12 protein-coding genes are annotated in these 16088 nt (G+C 69.8%); 8 read left to right on the plus strand and 4 right to left on the minus strand.

Features of this window, described 5'->3' with window-relative positions; genetic code table 11:
• The first annotated feature begins 16 nt into the window (after positions 1–16).
• Positions 17–1294 (plus strand): TetR/AcrR family transcriptional regulator, encoded by a 1278-nt coding sequence (locus KV397_RS14525; RefSeq protein ID WP_261811570.1) that lies wholly within the window; start codon positions 17–19, stop codon positions 1292–1294.
• Between the two features lie 17 nt (positions 1295–1311).
• On the opposite strand, the gene recQ is transcribed toward KV397_RS14525, so the two are convergent.
• Positions 1312–3357: a DNA helicase RecQ gene (recQ, locus tag KV397_RS14530; protein WP_261811571.1), complete on the minus strand. Its 2046-nt coding sequence runs from the start codon at positions 3355–3357 to the stop codon at positions 1312–1314.
• A gap of 87 nt (positions 3358–3444) precedes the next feature.
• Between recQ and KV397_RS14535 the strand changes: the two genes are divergently transcribed.
• Both KV397_RS14535 and KV397_RS14540 read left to right on the plus strand, forming a co-directional pair.
• A complete protein-coding gene (locus KV397_RS14535) occupies positions 3445–3789 on the plus strand; it encodes a GNAT family N-acetyltransferase (RefSeq protein WP_131494051.1) in 345 nt (114 codons plus the stop codon).
• The gene (locus KV397_RS14540; RefSeq protein ID WP_153243482.1) at positions 3786–4703 is read left to right on the plus strand and encodes a pirin family protein; all 918 of its coding nucleotides are present in this window, start codon (positions 3786–3788) and stop codon (positions 4701–4703) included. The genes KV397_RS14535 and KV397_RS14540 overlap by 4 nt, the downstream gene beginning before the upstream one ends.
• A gap of 16 nt (positions 4704–4719) precedes the next feature.
• On the opposite strand, the gene KV397_RS14545 is transcribed toward KV397_RS14540, so the two are convergent.
• A complete protein-coding gene (locus KV397_RS14545) occupies positions 4720–6336 on the minus strand; it encodes an acyl-CoA dehydrogenase family protein (protein WP_153243481.1) in 1617 nt (538 codons plus the stop codon).
• Positions 6333–6950 (minus strand): TetR/AcrR family transcriptional regulator, encoded by a 618-nt coding sequence (locus KV397_RS14550; protein WP_261811572.1) that lies wholly within the window; start codon positions 6948–6950, stop codon positions 6333–6335. Before KV397_RS14550 ends, KV397_RS14545 begins: the two co-directional genes overlap by 4 nt.
• A 128-nt stretch (positions 6951–7078) precedes the next feature.
• Between KV397_RS14550 and KV397_RS14555 the strand changes: the two genes are divergently transcribed.
• The gene (locus tag KV397_RS14555) at positions 7079–8590 is read left to right on the plus strand and encodes a class I adenylate-forming enzyme family protein (protein WP_153243479.1); all 1512 of its coding nucleotides are present in this window, start codon (positions 7079–7081) and stop codon (positions 8588–8590) included.
• Positions 8591–8662: 72 nt separating this feature from the next.
• Here the strand turns inward: KV397_RS14555 and KV397_RS14560 are convergent, their stop codons facing one another.
• Positions 8663–11845 carry a S8 family peptidase gene (locus tag KV397_RS14560; protein WP_261811573.1) on the minus strand — a complete coding sequence of 1061 codons (3183 nt, stop codon included), beginning with the start codon at positions 11843–11845 and terminating at the stop codon, positions 8663–8665.
• Positions 11846–12033: 188 nt separating this feature from the next.
• Between KV397_RS14560 and KV397_RS14565 the strand changes: the two genes are divergently transcribed.
• The 4 genes from KV397_RS14565 to KV397_RS14580 all read left to right on the plus strand — a co-directional run bounded on the left by KV397_RS14565 (position 12034) and on the right by KV397_RS14580 (position 16063).
• The gene (locus tag KV397_RS14565; RefSeq protein WP_261811574.1) at positions 12034–12579 is read left to right on the plus strand and encodes an ECF transporter S component; all 546 of its coding nucleotides are present in this window, start codon (positions 12034–12036) and stop codon (positions 12577–12579) included.
• 101 nt (positions 12580–12680) lie between these two features.
• Positions 12681–14375: an ABC transporter ATP-binding protein gene (locus KV397_RS14570; RefSeq protein ID WP_261811575.1), complete on the plus strand. Its 1695-nt coding sequence runs from the start codon at positions 12681–12683 to the stop codon at positions 14373–14375.
• Between the two features lie 74 nt (positions 14376–14449).
• Positions 14450–15235 (plus strand): energy-coupling factor transporter transmembrane component T, encoded by a 786-nt coding sequence (locus KV397_RS14575; protein ID WP_131494066.1) that lies wholly within the window; start codon positions 14450–14452, stop codon positions 15233–15235.
• A 9-nt stretch (positions 15236–15244) separates the two neighbouring features.
• Positions 15245–16063: a siderophore-interacting protein gene (locus KV397_RS14580; protein WP_261811576.1), complete on the plus strand. Its 819-nt coding sequence runs from the start codon at positions 15245–15247 to the stop codon at positions 16061–16063.
• Positions 16064–16088: the final 25 nt, after the last annotated feature.

Consider the following 16088-nt stretch of genomic DNA (forward strand, 5'->3'; position numbering starts at 1 on the left):
CGGAGAGGAGGATGCGATGACCACGACCGCACCGACGGGCTCGCGGCACGCCCGTGCCGCCGCCACACGGGAGCGCATCCTCGCTGCCGCCCACGATCTGTTCATCTCCCGCGGCTATCGGTCGACCTCCCTGCGCGACATCGCCGCCGCCGCATCGGTCAGCCACCCCGGGCTGCTCGGGCACTTCGGCTCGAAGGACGACCTGCTCGCCGAGGTCGTCGGCGCACTCGAGGCCGACAACGAGACGGTCTTCGCGGAGATCGCCGCCGCCTCCGAGCCCGGCGACCTCGTCTTCACCCGACTCGCCGAGCGGAACGCCCACACCGAGGGATACCTCGAGCTCTTCGCCGCTCTCACCGGCGAGGCATCATCGCCCGGGCACCCGGCGCACGAGCGGATGCGGGAGCGCTATGCGCGGCTGCGCGAACTCAGCGTCGACGTCCTGGAGGACGCCAAGCACCTCGGCGTGGTCGCCGCCGACCGCGATGTCGACGGTGAGATCGTGCGGCACACCGCCGGCTGGGACGGCTTGCAGCTGCTCTCGCAGTACCTGCCCGACCGTGTCGACGTGGTCGAGGAGCTCGAGGAGCGGGAGAACCTGTGGGCCTTGCCGGTCGGCTGGCGCGACCCCGACGACGCGCCCGGCTCCGGCACCGGAACTTCCCGCACCCTCCCCGAACTCCGCACCGGGACCCTGGCGAACACCGATCCGGGGTACGCGGTCGGCCGCCGCCGCCGGGCGCAGATCGTCGCCGACGCGATGCGCCTGTTCTCGCGCGACGGCTACGGCGACACCAGCCTGCAGGACATCGCCACCGCCGTCGGCGTCTCGAAATCGACGCTGCTGCACCACTACCCCTCGAAAGAGCTGCTCCTCAGCGCCGTCCTCGCCGAACGCGACAAGGCGATCAGCGCGACCACGGAACTCTCCGAAGTCGGTTCGGCCGGCGCGCTGCTGCGAGGCATCCCGGACGGCGCGAGGGTCAACGCACGCAACGAACCCGGCCTGATCGAGGTGTACGCGGTCCTGTCCTGCGAAGCCGTCCCGGCGACCCATCCGGCACACGACTACTTCGCCTCGCGGTTCACGAACGCCCTGGACCACTTCACCGAGCTCTTCCGCATGGCCCAGGAAGACGGCGACCTCCCGGCACACCGCGACCCCGCGCACGAGGCCACCTGGCTCATCGCGATGTGGGACGGCCTGCAGTATCAGTGGCTCTACGACCGGAATGCGGTCGACATCGCCGAACAGCTGCGAGCCCACCTCGCCGACGTGCTGCCCGCGCGCTGACGGACAGGACGCAGTGCTCAGGCCGCGGCGATGACCGCGAGCACGCTCTCGCCGTAAGCCTCGCGCTTCTTCGCACCGATGCCGGTGATGCCGTCGAGGTCTGCAAGCGACGCCGGACGATGCTCGGCGAGAGCACGCAGGGTGGCATCGCCGAAGACGATGTACGCAGGAACCCCCTGCTCCCGTGCGGTCTCGGCGCGCCAGGCCCGCAGCGACTCGAAGAGCCCGCGATCCCTGGCGTCCAGCGCATCCGCGGCACTCGCCTTGCGGGCACGGCCGGACGAGACGGGACGGCCGATGGTGTCCTTGCGAAGTGGTACGGCGGTCTCTCCGCGCAGCACCCCGGCCGCCTGCTCGCCGGGGGCCAGCGTGCCGTAGTCGCCTTGGGCCACGAGGATGCCGCGGGCCAGGAGTTGCCGGACCACGCTGCGCCAGTCCTGATCGGACAGGTCGTGACCGATTCCGTAGGTCGCGAGCTTGTCGTGACCCTGCTGCCGGATGCGCTCGGTCGAGGCGCCGCGGAGGATGTCGATCAGGTGTCCGGCGCCGAACGCCTGGTTGCGCTCGCGCTGGAGTCGCACGATGGTCGACAGCAGCTTCTGCGCCGGAACGAGCCCGTCGAACGTCTCGGTGTCGTCGAGGCACGTGTCGCAGTTGCCGCAGGGCTGCGACTGCTGACCGAAATAGCCGAGCAGGTTCTGCCGACGGCACTCCACGGTCTCGCAGAGCGCGAGCATCGCGTCGAGGTGCTGCCCCATCCGCATCTTGAACGTGCGGTCGCCGGGGCTCTGATCGATGAGGCGGCGCTGCTGCACCACGTCGCCGAGTCCGTACGCCATCCACGCCACCGCCGGCTCGCCGTCACGACCGGCACGGCCGGTCTCCTGGTAGTACCCCTCCACGGACTTCGGCAGGTCGATGTGCGCGACGAAACGCACATCGGGCTTGTCGATCCCCATGCCGAACGCGATGGTCGCGACCATGACCACGCCGTCTTCCCGGAGGAAGCGGGCCTGATGAGCTGCACGCACCTCCGCGGGAAGGCCCGCGTGATACGGGAGCGCGTCGATCCCCTGAGCGGCGAGGGAGGTCGCCGTCTGCTCGACCGACTTGCGGCTGAGGGCGTAGACGATACCCGCCGCACCTTCCGGTTGCGACCGGATGAAGGCGACCAGCTGCTTACGGGGGTCGACCTTGGGCACGATCCGGTACTGGATGTTGGGGCGATCGAAGCTCGCGACGAAGTGTGCGGCGGCCTCTCGTCCGCCCTGACCGTCGAGTCGCAGACGCTCGGTGATCTCCTTGTGCGTGGCCGCGGTCGCCGTCGCGGTGAGAGCCATGCGAGGGACCCCGGGGAACCGCTCGCCGAGGTCACCCAGCGCGAGGTAGTCGGGCCGGAAGTCATGACCCCACTGAGACACGCAGTGGGCCTCGTCGATCGCGATCACGCTCAGCGTCCCGCGTTGCAGCAGCGCCGTGGTCTGAGCGTGGGAGAGCCGCTCGGGGGCGACGTAGAGGAGGTCGAGCTCACCGGCGACGTAGGCCCGCTCGACCTCTCGACGCTCGTCGATCGCCTGCGTCGAGTTGAGGTACGCGGCATTGACGCCGTTGGCCCGCAGCGCATCGACCTGGTCGTGCATGAGCGCGATGAGCGGGCTGACCACGAGCCCCGTGCCCTCGCGCACGAGTGCCGGCACCTGGTACGTGATGCTCTTGCCCCCGCCGGTCGGCATGAGGACCACGGCGTCGCCGCCCGCGATGACCTGTTCGACGATCTCGGCCTGGTCGCCACGGAACTCGTCGTAGCCGAAGACCGTGTGCAGCGCGTCGAGCGCGGTCGCGAACCGGCTCGGGGTCGCCCGCCGTGTAACCGACGCGGGGGTCGAGGCCGGCGATGCGACCGGCGTGACGGGCCCGGACCCCCAGTCGAGAGGCGGCTCGTATCCTGCTCCCTGTGGCTCCCAATCCATCGGCTCCGGCGGGGCGGACGGCTCCCAGCCATCGTCGTAGGGCTCGTCGGCGTACGGCAGGTCCGCGTACGGGTCACGGGGAGTCTGCGGCATTCCTCCAGCGTAACCACCCCCGCCGACGCGGGAGCCCCCCTCTCCACAGGGGCGTAGGTTGGAGGCAACCCGTTCGAAGGAGCTCCGATGACCGACATCACCGTGACCCGCAACGAGGGCGAATCGCGCTACGAACTCCACTCGGGCGACGTGCTCGCCGGCTTCGCGGCCTTCGACCTCCGTGCAGGATCCATCCGCTTCCTCCACACCGAGATCGACCCGGCGTTCCAGGGACAGGGATTGGCCGGGAAGCTGGCCTCCGAAGCGCTGACGGATGCGGCCGGGCGCGGCGAGGCGATCGTGCCGCTGTGCCCGTACATCGCGAAGTACCTCGAGACGCATGAGATCCCCGGTGCCGAGATCCGCTGGCCGAAGGCTCCCGAAGGTCACGCCGGATCCGCGGGCGAGGACCCGACCGGGCGGGCGGAATGATCGGGCAGCACCGCCTGATCCTGGAGCCGCGGGAGGTTCCGCTCGGCGGTGTGCGCGGGATGAACGTGCTGCGCGCCCTGCCGCACCGGAACCTGCCCACGATCGGCGCCTGGTGCTTCCTCGACCGGTTCGGTCCCGCCGATACGAAGATGCGGGTCGAGCCGCATCCGCACATCGGACTGCAGACCGTGACCTGGCCGCTCGTCGGGGAGATCCGCCACCGCGACTCACTGGGCAGCGATGCGGACCTGCGGCGCGGGCAGCTGAACCTGATGACGGCCGGGAACGGCATCTCGCATTCGGAGTACTCGATCGGCGACGATCCCGTGCCGCTCGACGCACTGCAGCTCTGGGTGGTGCTGCCCGAATCCGCCCGCCACGGTTCCCCCGGCTTCGAGCGGCACACCGAACTGCCCGCGCTCACACTCCCTGCCGACGAGGGGGCAGCAGCCGAAGCCACCGTCGTGCTCGGTGACTTCGCCGGCGTGCGCTCGCCCGCCACCGTCCACACGCCGATCGTGGGCGCGGAGATCGTCCTCTCCCCCGGCTGCCGCGTGCGTCTCCCCCTGCGGGCCGACTGGGAGCACGCGCTGATGCTCGTCGAGGGCGATGCGGTCGTGGCCGAGCATCCTCTCGACCGCAACGGCCTGCTCTACCTCGGCGACTCCCGCGAGAGCGTCGAGGTGTCGAGCGGCGAGGGGGCACTGCTGTTCCTCCTCGGCGGCGAGCCCTTCGAGGCCGACATCGTGATGTGGTGGAACTTCGCCGGCCGCTCGCACGACGAGATCGTCGACGCGCGCGAGGCCTGGGAAGCGGCATCCGACCGCTTCGGTGTCGTCGTCGGACACGACGTGCGCATCCCCGCTCCGCCGCTGCCACCCGTGCGGCTCATGCCGCGCAGCCGCAAGATCTGACGCGACACGGAGATCGTCACGCCCGGGCGGCGATGGCGGCGGCCTCGACGCCTTCGGGGAGTTCGCCGAACAGTCGCCCCATCCCCTCGCCGAGGCGCGCCGCGAGGAACCCCTCCGCGACGGCGGAAGGGGCGGTACGGATCAGAAGCGACGCCTCCAACGACAGCGCCAGGTCGGCGACCAGCCTCCGTGCCCGCGCCTCGGCCGCAGGATCCTCCGTGATGCGGCGAACGCGATCCCGCGTGCGGGCGATGTGCGCGTCGAGTCGGGGATCCTGCCCGGCGGCGAGCGACACCTCGGCGTCGAACGCCTCGAAGGATTGCGGCTCGCGGGCCAGCGCACGCAAGACGTCGAGGGCGATGACGTTGCCCGACCCCTCCCACACTGCCATGACCGGCTGCTCGCGGTAGCGCTGGGCGAGCGGGAAGTCTTCGGTGATCCCGTTGCCGCCGAGGCATTCGAGCGCTTCGGCCGCATGCGCGGGTCCGCGCTTGCAGACCCAGTACTTCATGACCGCGGTGCCGAGACGACGAAAAGCGGTCTCCTGCTCGTCGGCATCGGCGTCGTAGGCGCGCGCGAGTCTGAGCGCCGCAGCTGTGGCCCCCTCGGTCTCGAGCTGCAGGTCGGCGAGCACGGCGGTCATCGCCGGCTGGTCGATCAGCGTACGACCGAATGCAGAGCGATGACGCACGTGCCAGGCTGCTTCGGCGGTCGCCTGACGCATGCCTGCCAGCGAGCCCAGGATGCAGTCCAGCCGGGTGTGGGTGACCATCTCGATGATCGTGCGCACACCGCGCCCCTCCTCCCCGACGAGGTGGGCGACGGCGCCTTCGTACTCCACCTCGCTCGACGCGTTGGAGACGTTGCCGAGCTTGTCCTTCAGGCGCATGATCCGGATCTCGTTGCGCGTTCCGTCTTCGCGCAGGCGCGGGAGCAGGAAGCAGGAGAGGCCGCCCGGCGCCTGAGCGAGGACGAGGAAGGCGTCCGACATCGGCGCGGAGCAGAACCACTTGTGCCCCGTCAACGCGTAGCGTCCGCCCCCGAGCGGCGCGGCGACGGTCGTGTTCGAGCGCACGTCCGAACCGCCCTGCTTCTCGGTCATGGCCATGCCGAACAACGCGCCCGGCTTTCCGGGGGACAGGGTGGAGTCGTATCGGGTCGACAGGAGTCGCGGCATCCATTGCGCGGCCAGTTCCGGCTGCGCGGCGACGACCGGCAGGACGGAATGCGTCATCGACACCGGGCAGGCGTGCCCGGGCTCGACCTGCGCGAACAGCATGAACGATGCGGCACGAGCGACGTTCGCACCGGGCCGCGGGGCGGCGAAAGCCGAGGTGTGCGCCCCCGCCGCGACGGCCGCGCCGAGCACGCGGTGGTACGACGGGTCGTAGTCGACCTCGTCGATGCGGTGCCCCCAGCGGTCGTGGGTGCGCAGGACCGGCTTGTTCCTGTTGGCCCGTCGCGCATCCTCCTGGAACTGCTCGCCACCCACACGGACGCCGATCTCGTGCAGTCCCGGGTGCGCCCATGCGGCGTCATTGCGCTCGACCCCCTCGACGAGCGCCGTGTTCGTGCCGTACTCGTCCACGCCGACGCGCTCCGGCGCCTGATTCGTGACCTGATGCGTGCTCATCTCTCCCCCACAGCGCGCAGACACAGGGCCGTGATCGTCGCCACGACGGACTCGGGGTCGGGTGCGTCCTCGTCGCCGGAGACCGGGGAGAGCGGTCCGGTGAGCGCCTCACCGATCGCGCCGACGAGTCCCGCCGCCGTGATCGCCGGATCCTGCGGAGCGAAGACCTCAGAAGCGATCCCCTGTCGGACGATCTCATCGAGCAGGGCGGCGTAGCCGCGGCGGTAGGCGAGGCGCTCCTCATCGACGGCGCGGCCGACGGGCTCGGCGAGGAGCGCCCAGGCCAGTCGCCGGCCGCGGAGTGCGCGCGCCGCGAAGGTCTCGATCAGAGCGACCAGACGCGCACGAGCATCATCGGGCGCGGCGTGCACCGCATCGTCCACCGCCGTCAGCTCGGCCCCGGCGCACTGTCGGAAGACATCGGCGAGCAGATCGTCGACGCTGTCCACGTAGGTGTAGAGCAGGCCCGCGCTCATTCCCGCACGAGCGGTGATGGCCTTCACGGTCGCCGCGCCGAAGCCCTCCTCACGCACGATGCCGCTCGCGGCCTCACGCAGTTCGCGACGACGATCTCCGGCCACCACGTTCACGCGTCGGCGTCTCTGCTCCGCCATATCGTCTCCCCACCGGATGCGACTGTTCGAGTCGACTGAATCATGATTCAATAGCCGCATTGAATCACGATTCAGTCGGCGCTGCAAGGCGCCGCCGGACACACCACGACGACGTGAGGAACCACTCCATGAATCTGACCTGGATGCTCGAACGCTCCGCCCGGACCTTTCCGCACACGCAGGCGATCGTGTCCGATCTCGGCACGCTGGACTACTCGCAGCTGCTGTCGGCCTCTCGCCGCGCCGCCGCGGTCTTCCAGGCCGCAGGGGTCTCCGCAGGCGACCGCGTCGGGGTCATGACCTACAACACCCCCGCCTTCGCGATCGCGGCGTTCGGCCTCTGGCGCGCCGGGGCCACGCTCGTCCCGATCAACCACAAGTTCACGGCGCACGAGGTGGGATACGTCGCCGCGCACGCAGGACTCCGGTTGATCGTCACGGACGAGGATCTCGCGCCCCGGGCAAGGGAGGGCGCCCCGTCCGCCCGCATCCTCACGACGACCGACGACGCCTCCGGAGAGTTCGATCAGCTCGTGGCGACGAGTGAGGAGTGGGACGGAGTCGAGGTCGAGCCCGACGCGATCGCCCAGGTGCTCTACACCTCCGGCACCACCAGCAGCCCCAAGGGGTGTCTGCACTCCCACGCAGGACTCGCGAACGTCCCGGCCTACACCACGGCGGCCGTAGGACTCCGACGGGACGACCGGTTCCTCATCGCCATGCCCATCTGGCACGCTTCACCGCTCAACAACTGGTTCCTGTCGATGATCTACCTCGGCGGGACCGTGGTCCTCCTCAAGGAATATCACCCCGTCGGCTTTCTCGAGACCATCCAGAAGCACGGGGTGACCGCTTTCTTCGGCGCACCCATCGCCTACCTGGCCCCACTCAAGGTGTTGCCGACGGTCGGCGCGAGCCTGGCGGACTTCGATCTCTCGTCGGTCCGCTTGTGGGCCTACGGGGGTGCGCCGCTGGGAGCCGAGACCGTGAGCCTGCTCGAATCCGCCTACGGATCCGACTGCTTCTACCAGGTCTACGGGATGAGCGAGATGGGCCCCGTGGGCGCCGCCCTCTACCCCTCGGAGCAGCGGGTGCGGGCCGGCTCCATCGGCGCAGGCGGCATGCCGGGCGTCGACATCAGGGTCGTGGGTGCGGACGCGTCCGACGTCGCGGGAGGTGAGGTCGGCGAGCTGTGGATGCGCTCCGCCACCCGCATGATCGGCTATCTCGACGCTCCGGAAGCCACGGAGGCCGCGTTCGTCGGCGACTGGTACCGCACCGGCGACCTCGCACGTCTCGATGAGGACGGCTACCTCTACATCGTCGACCGGCTCAAGGATGTGGTGATCTCCGGAGGAGAGAACGTCTACTCTCCCGAGGTCGAGGATGCGCTGCGCGCCCACCCGTCGATCACCGACTCCGCCGTGATCGGACGCCCGCATCCGGAATGGGGAGAGACGGTCGTCGCCGTCCTGGAGGCGGCGGACGACGTGCTCCTCGACGACGTCCGGGAGTTCCTCGCCGACCGCCTCGCCCGCTACAAGATCCCCCGCGAGCTGATCGTCCGCGAGGCGCTGCCGCGCACCCCCTCCGGCAAAATCATGAAACACGTGCTCCGAGCCGAACTCGTCGACGCCTGATCTTCCGGACGGAGGCCCGGACGCACACAGCGCCCCGCGGAAGGGAGACCGCGGGGCGCTGTGCTGTGGGGGCTACTCCGGCTTGGCCGTCGGCGGAGCCTCCGTCTCGGGCGCCTCCGTCGGCGGCGCGTCCGTCTCGGGGGCCTCCGTCGGCGGAGCCTCCGTCTCCGGAGCGTCCGTCTCGGGCGCTTCGGTCGGCGGGACCTCGGCGTCGGGCGCTTCACCCGCCGGGACGGTGACCGTCACCACGGTGCGGACCTCGGAGTCGCCGTAGCGGACCAGCCCCAGGTACCGGGTACCGGCCGTGAGGCCCGTCCAGCTGAGCTCGTAGCTCGTCTTCTCGCCGCGAACGGCGGCGATCGGGTTCGGGGTCGCGGCGAACGCGCCCTCTCCGCCGGGCTGCACGTTGGCGTAGGTCATGTCCCACGTCATCGGACCCGTCGTCGAGTACATGTTCGCGACCACGAGGTAGGTCCCGGCGGTCGGTGCGGGGAGCGTGACCTGCTCGTCCGCCGAACCGGTCGCCGACTGCCACCGCTCGTAGTACCGCAGGTCGTCCGGGCTCACCACGCGGTACACGGTGAGGTCCAGGTCGCTGCCGTCGTCGTCCGAGGAGTCGAGGTCGAACCGCGAGAGGGTGGTCCCCTCCGGTACATCGACGATCCACGCCACGTCCTTGTTCGCGTCACCGGAGTTCTCGTCGCCCGAGTGCCCCTCGACCGGGTTGTCCGGGTCGCTGAGCAGGTCGAAGGCGGTGAGGCCCGAGAGGTCGAGCGCCAGGTCGCCGTCGAGACCGGGGGTGATCTCGACCGCCGTGCTGCCGTCCGCGCCGGTACCCGTGACCTCGGCCGGAGCGTCCGCCGTCACCGGGAACACCGCGATCGGGGAACGCACCGTGTTCTTCTTGCTCGTCCAGGTCAGCGTGCCGGTGGCCCACTGCTCCACCGGAGCATCGGTGTTGTCGAACGTGACCGTGAAGGTCTTCGTCTGCCCCGGCTTGTCGAAGGTCAACTGCGACGGGGTGACCTTGACGTGCACTCCGGGGACCGAGGCCTTCGCGGTGAACGTCCCCTTCTGGGTCGACGTGACCGACCGGGTGACGGTCTGCGCGCTGGCCAGTGAGCCGATCGAGATCGATGCCTGGTTCAGGTCGCTGCCGTCGATGGGATCGATGCCGGGGAAGTCCGACAAGCCCTTCCCGTCGAGGAACGCCGCCCAGTCCTTCACTCCGTTGAGGTAGAGCAGACCCGGGTTCAGGTACCGCGTCGCGTCGACCTGTCCCGCGCCCTGTTCGAACGGGTTCGTGTTCTTCGATCCGTCGGGCAGGACGGTGTCATAGGCGGTCGTCATCATCGCCGAACGGATCTCCGCCGGCGTCGCCTTCGGGTGCTCACCGAGGTAGAGCGCTCCGAGACCGGCGACGTGCGGTGAGGCCATCGACGTGCCGGAGAGGATGCCGAAGGTCGGCTTCTCGCCGGGGGCGTTGTTCGTCGCCGCGAGGATCGCGACACCGGGGGCCGCCACGTCCGGCTTCAGCACATCGCTGCCGTCGGCGAGCATCGGTCCGCGGCTCGAGAAGCCCGCGATCTGCGGCGTGGGGGTGGTCACACCCGTCGTGTTCTCACCGACCAGCGTGATCGGCCGATCGACGCCGCCCTGAACGTACGCGAGCACGGCTTCGCGGTACTCGGCGTTGAGGTGGACGGTCGGCACGGCGTGGAAGTCGTTGTCGAGCGAGTCCGCTCCACCGGGCACGTTCACGAGAACCATGCCGATACCGCCGGCGTCCTTCACGACCTGCGACTTCTCGGCACGCGCGTTGCTGCCGCGGTCGCACACGACGATGTGTCCGGCGACCTTGGCCGGGTCGAGGGTGCCGGGCAGGCAGAGCTGCGCGTCGACCGCTCCCGCCGCCCCGGCGTCGACCGCTGCGATGGACGGGCCGGTGACACTCTCGCCGAACGGCACGCTCACCGACGCTCCGGCCTGCTCGAACCCGTCGAACTGCACGGTGCCCTCCCAGGTGGGGATGGTGGAGGCGGCGACCGTCGTGTACCAGGGCGAGGCGTGGTCGGCGGTGACCGGGTCCGGACCGTCGTTGCCGGCGCTGGTCGCGACGAAGACACCCGCGGCCGCGGCGTTGAAGAACGCGAGGTCCTCGGGAGCCATCACCGTGCTGGCGGCACCGCCGCCGATCGAGTAGTTGATCACGTCGACACCGTCGGCGACGGCCTGGTCGATCGCGGCGACGAGGTCGCTGAGGGCGCAGATGTCATCCGTGGTGACCGCAGGGTCGGGACCGACGTAGCAGGCCTTGTAGGCGGCGACCTTCGCGCCCGGCGCGACGCCGGACACCGTGCCGAAGTCGACATCCTCGATGGAGGCCTTGACCTTGAAGTTGCCCGCCGCGGTGCTCGCGGTGTGGGATCCGTGACCGTCGCCGTCACGCGGCGAGAGGTAGTCGTACTGGAAGTCGAAGCCGGCGGCTTCGGCTCCGGCGTAGAAGTACTGGCCGCCGATCAGCTTCGAGGAGTAGTCGCGCTTGTCCCAGTCCTGGGCTTCGACCATCGCGGACTGGAACTGGCCGCCGTCGGACTTGTCGAAGTAGACGTACTTCCCGTCGGTGTAGGGCTGCTTGCCCTTGTGCCGGTCGTGCTGCTTCTTCTGCTTCTTGAGCTTCTTGCCGTCGAACGAGGGGTGCTCCGGGGCGATGCCGGTGTCGATCACACCCACCACGACGCCTTCTCCGGCCTTGTCTACGCCTCCGGTCTGCTGCCACACGCCGCCACGGCCCTTGCGGTCGTCGCCGAGACCGAGGGAGTCGGTCGACGTCTGCGCATCCGGGTGACGGATCTCATCGGGGTACACGCCCAGCACATCCTTCGACGCACGGAGCGCATCGACCTGTTCGCCGCTGAGGTCGGCGCTGAAACCGTTGAGCACGACCTGGTAGGTCGTGTCCGGGGTGACGCCGATATCGCTGACGAGGTCGGTCTGCTTGGATTCGAGGTGCTTGACGTACCGCTGCGAGTCCTGCGATTGGGTCTCGAGCTGCTCACCCTCGGCGGGTTTCGTCGCCTTCAGGCCCTTGACGTCGCCCTCGTAGGTGGCGAGGGGGTCTGCTTTCATGACCACGATGTAGTGCCCTGGGGTGCCGGCGACCGGAACGGGGTGCGTCACCTCCTCGGTCGCCGCGAAACCGGTGGTTGCCGTGGATGCGATGAACAGCGTCGCCAGGGTGGTGGCTGCTGCCATCCGGAGGGGTGTTCGACCCATGTGGTGCTCCCGATGATCACGATGCAGCCGCGTTGCTGCACCGCGGCCAACATAGCCCCGCTCCTCACCTGCGGAGACAGAACTGGTCGATGGTCGAATCCGGCTTCGCCGATACGCCAGGATTTTGCACGGCAGGGCTCCCGATAGGTCGACAGTAAGCTGGAGACGTGGCCCGCACCTCCGTCCTGACGACTCGAGTCCTGCTCGTCTGCGCAGCGATCGGCGTCGCGACGGGCATCCTCGCGGGCATCGCCGGATGGGTGACGCCGGTCCTGCTGGCGAGCCCTCTGCTGTTCCTCTACGGCCTCGTGCTCGGCTCGCACGTGCTCCCGGGGATCATCGCCCAGGAGGTGCTGCGCCTTCGCCTCGTCGCCCTGATCACGCATGTGTTCGCAGCGCTGATCGCGAGCGCCTTCAACCCGGCCTGGGCCCTGCGGTTCATCGGCACGGCCCTGCTGTTCGGCCTGATCCAGGAGGGAGTGGCTGCGCTCACGCGCTACCGCTCCTGGGGTCCGTGGCGCTTCTTCCTCTCGGCCGCGATCATCGGGATCTTCGTGGCGGTCGTCGTGTTCTTCGCCGCCCATCTCTCGGTCATGCCGCTGTGGGCGCAGATCCTGTACCTCGCGATCTCGGTGCTGGGCCCGGTCGCCTGGACCGCGATCGGGCTCGCCATCGGTTCCGCGCTGCGCCGGGCCGGAGTCGCCCGACGCTGACCGGGCTCGATCCGGCGCACTCCGTCACCCCCGCTCGATGGCGGATCAGGTAAGGCTCAGCTAAGTTAGAAGTCCACGATCCGACGACCCGGGACCCCGCCGTGCGCCCATCCGCGCCTCTGCTCCGCGTGCGTGACCTCTCCCTCACCCACGCCGATGCCGCGCACCCCTCTCCCCGTGACGTCACGTTCGACATCCACCCCGGAGAAGTGGTCCTGCTGCTCGGACCGTCCGGATCCGGCAAGTCGACACTGACCCTCGCGCTCAACGGCCTGATCCCTCATGCGCTGCCCGCGAGCATGGTCGGCACGGTCGAGGCCGGTGGCATCGACTCGGCGAGCGCAGAGACCGCGACACTCAGCACGCAGGTGGCGATGGTGTTCCAGGATCCGGACACGCAGATCGTCACGGGCACGGTCTACGACGAGGTCGCGTTCGGACCCGAGAACCTGCTCCTCGACGTCGACGTCGTCCGCGACCGGGTCGAAGCCGCTCTGCGGCGCGTCGGGCTCTGGGATCGCCGCGACGAGAACCCCGATCACCTCTCGGGTGGAGGGAGGCAGCGACTCGCGATCGCCTGCGCCCTCGCGATGGGCTCCCCGCTGATCGTGCTCGACGAACCGACCGCCAACCTCGACCCGCAGGGCGTCGACGACGTATACACGGCGCTGGCGGATGTCGTCGCCGCCGGTGACCGGGCGATCCTCCTCGTCGAGCACAACCTCGATGCAGCGATGGACTTCGTCACCCGCACGCTCGTGCTCGACCGCGAAGGGACGGTCGTCTTCGACGGCCCCGCGGCGGAGATCATCCGCGAGCACGCCGACGAACTCGTGTCGATGGGCGTGTGGCTTCCGGGAGCCACGCTCGCCGCACTCCGGCTGCGGGACGAGGGCCGGAGACTCGATCCGCTCCCCCTCACACCGCACGAGCTCGCTGACGCGCTCGCCCAGGAGGCACCGCACTCCCCCGCGACGGCGGCGGCCATCCCCGCACCGCGTGAAGAGGACCGCGATGCACGCGCACACACCGGCCAGGAGATCATCCGCGCGCGCGGGCTCTCCGTCAAGAAACGGCGCACCGAGATCCTGCACGGGATCGATCTCGTTCTGGAGGCGGGGAGCCTCACGGCGATCGTCGGGGCGAACGGAGCGGGCAAGACCACGCTGATCCAGGCGCTCGCCGGCGTCGTGCCGCCGCCTCGAGGCCAGGTCACGGTCGACGGCATCGACCCGGGCGTCGCCTCACCACGTGACCTCGCCGCACGGGTCGGATTCGTGTTCCAGAACCCGGAGCACCAGTTCATCGCGCACACGGTGTTCGACGAGCTGGCTCACGGCCTGCGACTGCGCCAGGTTCCGGACGCCGAGATCACCGTGCGCGTCGACGACATGCTCACGCGCTTCGGGCTCGCGCACAAGGCGGAGGTGCATCCGTTCCTGCTCTCCGGCGGCGAGAAGCGGCGTCTGTCGGTGGGCACCGCACTGATCACCCGGCCGCGGGTCCTCGCTCTGGACGAGCCCACCTTCGGTCAGGACCGCGCCAGGGCGGCCGAGCTCCTCGACCTGCTGCAGGAGCTGCGCACCGAGGGCACCACCATCGTGATCGTCACGCACGATCTGCAGCTCGTGGCAGAGCACGCCTCCCACGTCGTGGTGCTCGCGGGCGGGCGGGTGCGAGCGAGCGGCCCGACATCGACACTGTTCCAGGACGAGCGGCTGCTCGCCGATGCGGGGCTCTGCCTGCCCGCTCTGCAGCGTGTCCTTTCGTCTGCCGGGCTCGGGGTGCACCGGTGAGCGCCGAAGCCACGGACCGCGTGGTCCCCGGCACTGCGGCCGCCACCGGTCCGGGTTTCGACCCCTACGCCCGGATGACGGCGTCCTCCCCGCGGCAATTCCTCTACGCCCTGAACCCGCTCGCCAAGGTGGCCGGGTTCGCGCCCGCGATGCTGCTGCTCGTGTTCGTCCGCGACCTCGCCACCCCGGCCGCGTTCCTCCTGCTCGCGTATGCCCTGATCCTGCTCGGCGCGCGGCTGACCGGACGCCTCCTGGCCCTCCTGCTGCTCGCCCTCCCCGCCGGGATGCTGCTGATCGGTATCGGCTTCTCGGTCTGGGTCGACACCGCGATCGTCGCCGACACCACCCCCGTCGTGCGCATCGGCGACTGGACGCTCTACAGCGGTGCCCTGCTGCTCGGCTTCGCCACGGCCCTGCGTCTGGGCGCCATCGTCTCCCTCGCCCTCGTCGGCGGTCTCACCACCAGCGGCCCCGACCTCGTCCGTGCCGGCGTGCAGCAGCTGAGGGTCCCGTACCGGATCGGGTATACGGCGCTCGCAGCCTTCCGTTTCGTGCCACGGTTCGGACACGAGCTCGCCGTCATCCGGGCGGCTCATCGGGTGCGCGGCTACCACGGCGGACGCGGACCCTTCGCCCGCATCGCCCGCGGCTGGGGTTACATCGTTCCGCTGCTCGCCGGCGCGATCCGCCACGCCGAACGCGTGGCCCTGGCGATGGACTCGCGGGCCTTCGGCGCGCACCCCACCCGCACGGAACGACACCTGGTGCCGTTCCGCACCCGGGACACCGTCTTCACCGCGGCGATGCTGTTGGTCTCCGCCGCGCTCTTCGTGGTGTTCTTCCCCTGGCAGCTTCCCTGAAAGGCGCGCATGGCATACAGCAAGATGGTCAAGCCCGAGAGCGCCGAGCTCCTCCACCTCACGGTGCTGCGCACGCAACGACTCTCGGCGCACTGGTCCCGGGTGACGCTCGGCGGTGGTGAGATCGAGAAGTTCCGCCCGATGGGGTTCGATCAGTGGTTCCGGCTGTTCCTGCCGATCGGTGGCGACGCGGGACTCGACCGCGTGCCCGCGAAGGCGAACAAGATGTTCGGCTACCTGAAGTTCCTGCGCATCCCCGACGACGAGCGCCCCGTGATGCGGAACTACAGCGTGCGCGCCTACCGCGCGGCCACGGCGGACGCCGGTGCGGAGATCGATGTGGACTTCGTGCTGCACGGATCGGCGGCAGGGGGCACGGCCGGCCCGGCATCGCACTGGGCCGAGACCTGCCAGCCCGGCGAACACGTGCTCATCATCGATGAGGGGCTCACCTTCAACCCGCAGCGCGGCACCGAACGCGTCCTCCTCGTCGGCGATGAGACCGCCCTCCCCGCGATCACCTCGATCAGCGCATCGCTGGCGGAGGACGCCGTCGGCACCGTGATCGTCGAAGTGCCGTCCGACGAGGACGCCCTGCCGTTCCCGCATCCTCCGGGGATCGAGATCGTCTGGCTCGTGCGTCCGCACGACACGGCTCCCGGGGTTCTCGCTCTCGAGACGCTCGGCCGTACGGCGCTACCCGCCGCTCCGTTCCACGCGTATGCGGCGGGAGAGCAGGCACTGGCCTCCGGGGTCCGCAAGCACCTCGTCGGCGAACGCGGGGTCGACAAGAACGCGGTCAGCTTCTGCGGCTACTGGAAGCGCTGAATCCCCCTGCGTGCGGCCGGCGTGC

The sequence above is a fragment of the Microbacterium aurugineum genome (assembly GCF_023101205.1).
GTDB lineage: Bacteria > Actinomycetota > Actinomycetes > Actinomycetales > Microbacteriaceae > Microbacterium > Microbacterium aurugineum.

Coding starts and splice junctions, on each gene's coding strand:
- KV397_RS14560 (WP_261811573.1), bottom strand. CDS start 11,845: ATGGCAGCAGCCACCACCCTGGCGACGCTGTTCATCGCATCCACGGCA.
- recQ (WP_261811571.1), bottom strand. CDS start 3,357: ATGCCGCAGACTCCCCGTGACCCGTACGCGGACCTGCCGTACGCCGAC.
- KV397_RS14535 (WP_131494051.1), top strand. CDS start 3,445: ATGACCGACATCACCGTGACCCGCAACGAGGGCGAATCGCGCTACGAA.
- KV397_RS14575 (WP_131494066.1), top strand. CDS start 14,450: ATGACGGCGTCCTCCCCGCGGCAATTCCTCTACGCCCTGAACCCGCTC.
- KV397_RS14540 (WP_153243482.1), top strand. CDS start 3,786: ATGATCGGGCAGCACCGCCTGATCCTGGAGCCGCGGGAGGTTCCGCTC.
- KV397_RS14545 (WP_153243481.1), bottom strand. CDS start 6,336: ATGAGCACGCATCAGGTCACGAATCAGGCGCCGGAGCGCGTCGGCGTG.
- KV397_RS14555 (WP_153243479.1), top strand. CDS start 7,079: ATGAATCTGACCTGGATGCTCGAACGCTCCGCCCGGACCTTTCCGCAC.
- KV397_RS14550 (WP_261811572.1), bottom strand. CDS start 6,950: ATGGCGGAGCAGAGACGCCGACGCGTGAACGTGGTGGCCGGAGATCGT.
- KV397_RS14580 (WP_261811576.1), top strand. CDS start 15,245: ATGGCATACAGCAAGATGGTCAAGCCCGAGAGCGCCGAGCTCCTCCAC.
- KV397_RS14525 (WP_261811570.1), top strand. CDS start 17: ATGACCACGACCGCACCGACGGGCTCGCGGCACGCCCGTGCCGCCGCC.